The 4,757-nt window shown below is 64.3% G+C and carries 6 protein-coding genes and 2 pseudogenes; 3 read left to right on the top strand and 5 right to left on the bottom strand.

From position 1 onward, the window contains the following. From dinB to E5W70_RS24455, 4 genes and pseudogenes are all read right to left on the bottom strand, one after another. Positions 1–935, bottom strand: a 935-nt coding sequence (dinB, locus tag E5W70_RS24470; protein WP_292663312.1) for a DNA polymerase IV, incomplete at its 3' end; no start/stop codon positions are given. Between the two features lie 129 nt (positions 936–1,064). After that, positions 1,065–1,612: pseudogene (locus E5W70_RS24465) on the bottom strand (NADAR family protein). A 100-nt stretch (positions 1,613–1,712) separates the two neighbouring features. Continuing rightward, positions 1,713–2,171, bottom strand: coding sequence for a GNAT family N-acetyltransferase (locus E5W70_RS24460; protein ID WP_292663308.1), 459 nt, complete (start codon positions 2,169–2,171; stop codon positions 1,713–1,715). A gap of 71 nt (positions 2,172–2,242) precedes the next feature. Continuing rightward, complete coding sequence (locus tag E5W70_RS24455; RefSeq protein WP_292663306.1) at positions 2,243–2,605, bottom strand: hypothetical protein; 363 nt, start codon at positions 2,603–2,605, stop codon at positions 2,243–2,245. Positions 2,606–2,794: 189 nt separating this feature from the next. On the opposite strand from E5W70_RS24455, the gene E5W70_RS24450 reads away from it, so the two are divergent. Further along, positions 2,795–3,091, top strand: a complete 297-nt coding sequence (locus E5W70_RS24450) for a hypothetical protein (RefSeq protein ID WP_292663304.1) — start codon at positions 2,795–2,797, stop codon at positions 3,089–3,091. A 219-nt stretch (positions 3,092–3,310) separates the two neighbouring features. Here E5W70_RS24450 and E5W70_RS24445 read toward each other — a convergent pair whose 3' ends face one another. Further along, positions 3,311–4,006, bottom strand: coding sequence for a helix-turn-helix transcriptional regulator (locus E5W70_RS24445; RefSeq protein ID WP_292663302.1), 696 nt, complete (start codon positions 4,004–4,006; stop codon positions 3,311–3,313). An 82-nt stretch (positions 4,007–4,088) separates the two neighbouring features. On the opposite strand from E5W70_RS24445, the gene E5W70_RS24440 reads away from it, so the two are divergent. Both E5W70_RS24440 and E5W70_RS24435 read left to right on the top strand, forming a co-directional pair. Then, entirely contained in the window at positions 4,089–4,487 is a 399-nt protein-coding gene (locus E5W70_RS24440) for a hypothetical protein (RefSeq protein ID WP_292663300.1), read from the top strand. A 68-nt stretch (positions 4,488–4,555) separates the two neighbouring features. Further along, positions 4,556–4,757 (top strand): annotated as a pseudogene (locus E5W70_RS24435) (GcrA cell cycle regulator); the annotation flags it as partial.

The following is a 4,757-nucleotide window of genomic DNA, read 5'->3' as shown; positions in this document are numbered from 1 at the left end:
ATCTCGGCCAGCATGGCGGTTGCCGATATCGGCTGGCCGAGCGTGATCGAGCGCGTCACCGAGCGCAAATCGGCAAAGCGGACGCGAACCGTGACGGTGCGGCCGGGCCGGGATTTCGCCCGCAACCTCGTGGCGACCCTGTCGGCCAGATGCAGCAAAGCGGGTACGAAGACCTGCTCCTCGGCCGGTTTTCGGCCGAGCGCCGATTGCGCGCCGGCCGAGCGCGCCCGGCGCTGCGTCTCGAGCTTGCGCGGATCGCGGTTCCACGCCAGCGCGTTGAGTTTCTCTCCCGCCGCCGGCCCGAGCAAGCGCTCCAGCGCCCCACTGTTGGTCTTGGCCAGGTCGCCGATGGTGTTGACGCCGATGCCGGCCAGCCGCTCCCTGGTGACCGGGCCGACGCCCCACATCAGCTCGACCGGCAGGTGGTGCAGGAACTCCAGCTCGTGGCACGGGTCGACCACCACCAGCCCGTCGGGCTTTGCGACCTGTGAGGCGATCTTGGCCAGATGCTTGGTGCGGGCTACGCCGACCGAGATCGGCAAGCCGAGCTCGGCCCGCACGCGGCGGCGGATCTTGCCGGCGATCTCGGCCGGCGAGCCGAACAGGTGGATGCAGCCGGCGACGTCGGCAAAGGCCTCGTCGATCGAAATCCGCTCGACCACCGGCGTGAAATCGCCGAGCACCTTGATGGCCGCATCGCCCAGCCGCTGATAGTCCTTGAAATGGCCGCCGACGAAAATGAGTTGCGGGCAGAGTTCCCGCGCTCGCCGGCCCGGCATGCCGCCGCGCACGCCGAATGCCTTGGCTTCATAGGATGCGGCAAGCACTACCCCGCCGCCGACGGCAATCGGCTTGCCGCGCAAGGCCGGGTCGAGCAATTGTTCGACCGAGGCATAGAAGGCATCCAGATCCGCGTGGAGGATGTTGGCTTCCATCCGGCCCGTTCGCCCGCGGCGTTCGAACGCCGCATTGTCTCGAGTTGTGATGAGAACATAAAGAGAACATTGCCGGCGGATTGTCAAGCAGCGCGGAGGCTGCCGCAGATGACGAGAGGGCGGCAATGTTCAGCCGCGCAGCCGATCGCGGGCCTGCATCAGCGCGAATCCCAACAGGTTCTCGCCGCGCCACAGCAGCGGGTTCACCGCCCTCTCGTCATCCGCCGCAAGGCCGATGCCCCACACCCGGTCGACGGGGCTCGCCTCGACCAGCACCCGGTCATGCGTCGACAGCAGATATTGCGCAGCGCCGCGTTCTGGCGGAACTTCTGAAAGCTCCCTTCGGTGACGATGCGATATTTGTCGGCATCCCATTTGATGCCATCGAAGCCGCTCACCTGGCGGCCAAGTTGCTTTGCCTGCTTGGGGCTCGCCGCCTCGAGGATTTGTGTTGCCGTCTGAGCATCACCGAACAGGCGTGCCTTCTCCGCCATCATCCAGTGTTCGGCAGTCGGATAGCTCAGACCATCGACGGTAAAGGGCGCATGCCACCACTGGCTGAAGCACGACGTGGTTATGCGGCCGTCCTTGGACGGCTGATGGCCCCAGAAGAACAGGAACTTCTGCCGGGGCTTTGCGCGAAAGGTTTTTTCAAGCCAGGTTCGGTCGTAAATCATCGAGCGGATGGAGCAGGGCGAAAGGTCGGCTTGTCAATGCTCCATCCAGAGTGGGGTAGCGAAGATGAGCGGTCGGCGCTGAATGCGATGAAATGCTGATCTACAGCGCCATCTTGTAGCCGAGATGACTGGCGGTGAAACCGAGGCGCTCGTAAAAAGCGTGCGCCTCCCGTCGACCTTTGTCCGTGGTGAGCTGGACGAAGCTGCAATTGCGCGAACGGCACGTTTCAATCGCCCATTCGATCATCAGCTTGCCGACCCCGCGGGACCGCCATTGCCGGGCGATGCGAATGCCTTCGATCTGGCCGCGCCAGATGCCTTTCCTCGAAATGCCTGGAAGGAAGCTGAGCTGCAGCGTTCCGACCACTTGCCCGGCGTCGACGGCGACGGCCAGCAACTGGTTGGGATCGGCATCGATTGCGCTGAAAGCATCGAGATAGGATGGCGCAAGCGGCGTGGACGGGTCTTCCCGGTCTGCGCCGAGCACATCGTCGGCAAGCATTGCAACGATCGCCGGCAGGTCAGGCGCCTGGGCACGACGGAATTCGATCTCGCTCATCGCGCGGAGACATACGGCGCAGTGTTGGCGATCGCAATATCCGTCTTGACTTGCAAGGGAGGCGCGCGTCTTCAGGCGGCCTCGAGCGCCCAGAGACGATGGCCGTAGCGGCGGAAGAAGCGGGCGAAGAGGCGTTGTTGCCTGGCGCGGGCGAGGTCGGCGGCGCGCCTTTCCTGCCGCCAGCGCGGCATGTTGCGGAACATCGACAGGAAGCGGGCGGCGTCATCGAGTGCTTCCTCGGCTGACTGTGCCGGGCGGATCGCCGCCAGGAACAGAGCGCGGCTCGGCTTCATCTGGTCAATCGCCGCCTTGCGCTGGCGATGACCCTGGCGTGCCTTGCGGATGCCGTGCTGGCGGATGGCCGCGAAAGCGGCAAGCATAGCCGGGCTGTCGCCGCTATAGCCGCAGGCATGGGCGAACTGGGCTGGGTCCATCGTCATTCCCTTGCTGCCGGCCGGCTGCGGTTCTGTTGCTCGCGCCGATTCCAGTCCGCACCAGATGTAAGCATAACTCAAATAATCGAACAAGCGAAACTTTCACGTTGATGTAAGCGGAACGGACTCGACTCCGCTCCAAAAACCGATAATGTTGCGAACAAAGCAGGAACAATGATGGGGATAGCCATGGCATTGGCAGGCAAGGAAGCGACGATCGCCGATGTTGTCTCGATTGCCGTCGAGTGCATCGACTGCGGCCGTAACAGGTGGTGGAAGCCGGCCGAGCTCAAGCGGCATGGGGTGATGCCGGAGACACCGCTGGCCGCACTTTCGGGGCGCCTGATCTGCAAGGCCTGCCGGGCCGACGGCCTGCCGGGCGCGGCCGTCTCGATCCAGGCCGCCTTCATCGACGACCGGCAACGGACCCGCGCCGAGGCGCGCCTGCTCAACGGTCGAGAGCTGGAGCAGTCGAGGCGGGCTTGAGGGAGGGCGTGGTGCTCTTGCCTTCTCCCCTTGTGGGAGAAGGTGGCCGAGCGAAGCTCGGTCGGATGGGGGTGTTGGACGGATCGCTACTGTGAAGACGTAAGACTTTAAAATCGTTCCCTATTTTTGACGCCGAGTTTCTTCCAGCACCCCTCATCCGGCTCGGCGCTGTGCGCCGATCCACCTTCTCCCACAAGGGTAGAAGGGAAAACCCCCTCCTCAGTACCCCAGCAATTCCTTGAGCGGGATGACGCGGAAGACGTTCTTGATGGCGTAGCGGTTGAAGGTCAGCGTCTTCGGCGGGTTGTACTGTTCGACGATCAACTCGGCGGCGGTGCGCTTGACCAGCTTCTTGATGAAGGCCTTGCCGTTTTGCTCGTTCTCCTCGGGAAGCGTCTCGATCACCACATGGTCGCCGGGCACGGCGTCGCGGCCGCCGCAATAGATCATCTCGCCGGGCTCGTAGCGCGGCACCATCGAATCGCTCAGCACGTGCAGCGCAAACACATTGCGCAGATGCCGGATCCCCGGCGGCCGCTGGACATAGCCGGCCGGCTGGCCGTTGAAGGTGAAATCGCCATCGTCGCCGCCGACGGCGGTGCCGAGAAGCTGGATGTCCATCGGCCCGGCGGGCAGGGGGCCGGGATCGGTGACGATCTCGGCATCGGCGACCGGTCCGGCATCTTCGAGGAAGACGACCTCGCCCTTGCCGAGCGCCACCGGGTCGACGCGCAGGAAAGCGGCAGTCTTCAAAAGGTTCTCGGTCTTGGGCAGGTTGCGCCCGGTCTCCCAATTGCCGACGGCAGCAACGTCGGTGTCATTGTGCTCGGCAATGTGACGCATCACCAGGCCGCGCTGCTTGCGCGCCCGGCGGATCGCCGCTCCGACCTTGATCGACAGTGCAGTTTTCGCCATGGCTCCATCTGAGGCATAAGATTCGGTTTCGTCTATGCAAGAATCGCTTGCATGATGATTTGAGTTATGCTCTTATGTGGGCATGCACAAGTCACTTCACCAGCAATCGGTCATCGAATCCGCCCTTCAGCCCGCCGGCAGCGCTCGCCCGGAGGCGGTCCCGCAAACGATCGCCAAGGCCATGCATGTGCCAACCCTTTCCCCTTCGTCGCGGCTGTCCTCCTCCCCGGCCGGGACGATGCCCGAGGCTCGCGCCTCGGATCCGGCAGCGCAAGCGGCCGGAACGGCCGGAGCCGTTCCCCTCACGGCTCCGGCCACGAATTCCCTGCCGGCCGGCAATGCGGATGCCGCGGTTTCCTGCATCCGCACCGAAGACGGCACGGTCATCGCGTTCGACAAGCGGACGGGCAAGGCAGTGTCCGGCGCAACAAGGCAGGCAGCCGAGATGAAGCTCGACCGCAGCAGACCACGCGAAGGATGACCGGCTTTCGGGCCTGAGGCCGGCGAAGCCGGCACCGCACACAACCATCTTTGCAGGAAAAAAACATCATGGCCGCCCGCTATTCCGCCTCGGAACTGGAACAAATCGAGAACTGGCTGATGAGCGGACTGTCGGCCGCGAAGATCGCCACCAGGCTCGGTGCGCAGCGTGGTAGCCCGGTCTCACGCGCGGCCATCATCGGCATCGTCCATCGCACCGCCCGTCTGCGCGCCATCGGCCTTGCCAGATCCAAGGGCTGGTGTGGTGGAC

This window comes from Mesorhizobium sp. (assembly GCF_005063415.1).
In the GTDB taxonomy this organism is placed as follows: Bacteria; Pseudomonadota; Alphaproteobacteria; order Rhizobiales; family Rhizobiaceae; genus Mesorhizobium.
The sequence above is the reverse complement of the archived record's forward strand: the minus strand, read 5'-3'. Positions and strand labels throughout refer to the sequence as shown.

Excerpts from the sequence above, each read along its gene's own strand:
- E5W70_RS24460 (WP_292663308.1), bottom strand. The coding sequence starts at position 2,171 with ATGAGCGAGATCGAATTCCGTCGTGCCCAGGCGCCTGACCTGCCGGCG.
- E5W70_RS24455 (WP_292663306.1), bottom strand. The coding sequence starts at position 2,605 with ATGGACCCAGCCCAGTTCGCCCATGCCTGCGGCTATAGCGGCGACAGC.
- E5W70_RS24450 (WP_292663304.1), top strand. The coding sequence starts at position 2,795 with ATGGCATTGGCAGGCAAGGAAGCGACGATCGCCGATGTTGTCTCGATT.
- E5W70_RS24445 (WP_292663302.1), bottom strand. The coding sequence starts at position 4,006 with ATGGCGAAAACTGCACTGTCGATCAAGGTCGGAGCGGCGATCCGCCGG.
- E5W70_RS24440 (WP_292663300.1), top strand. The coding sequence starts at position 4,089 with ATGCACAAGTCACTTCACCAGCAATCGGTCATCGAATCCGCCCTTCAG.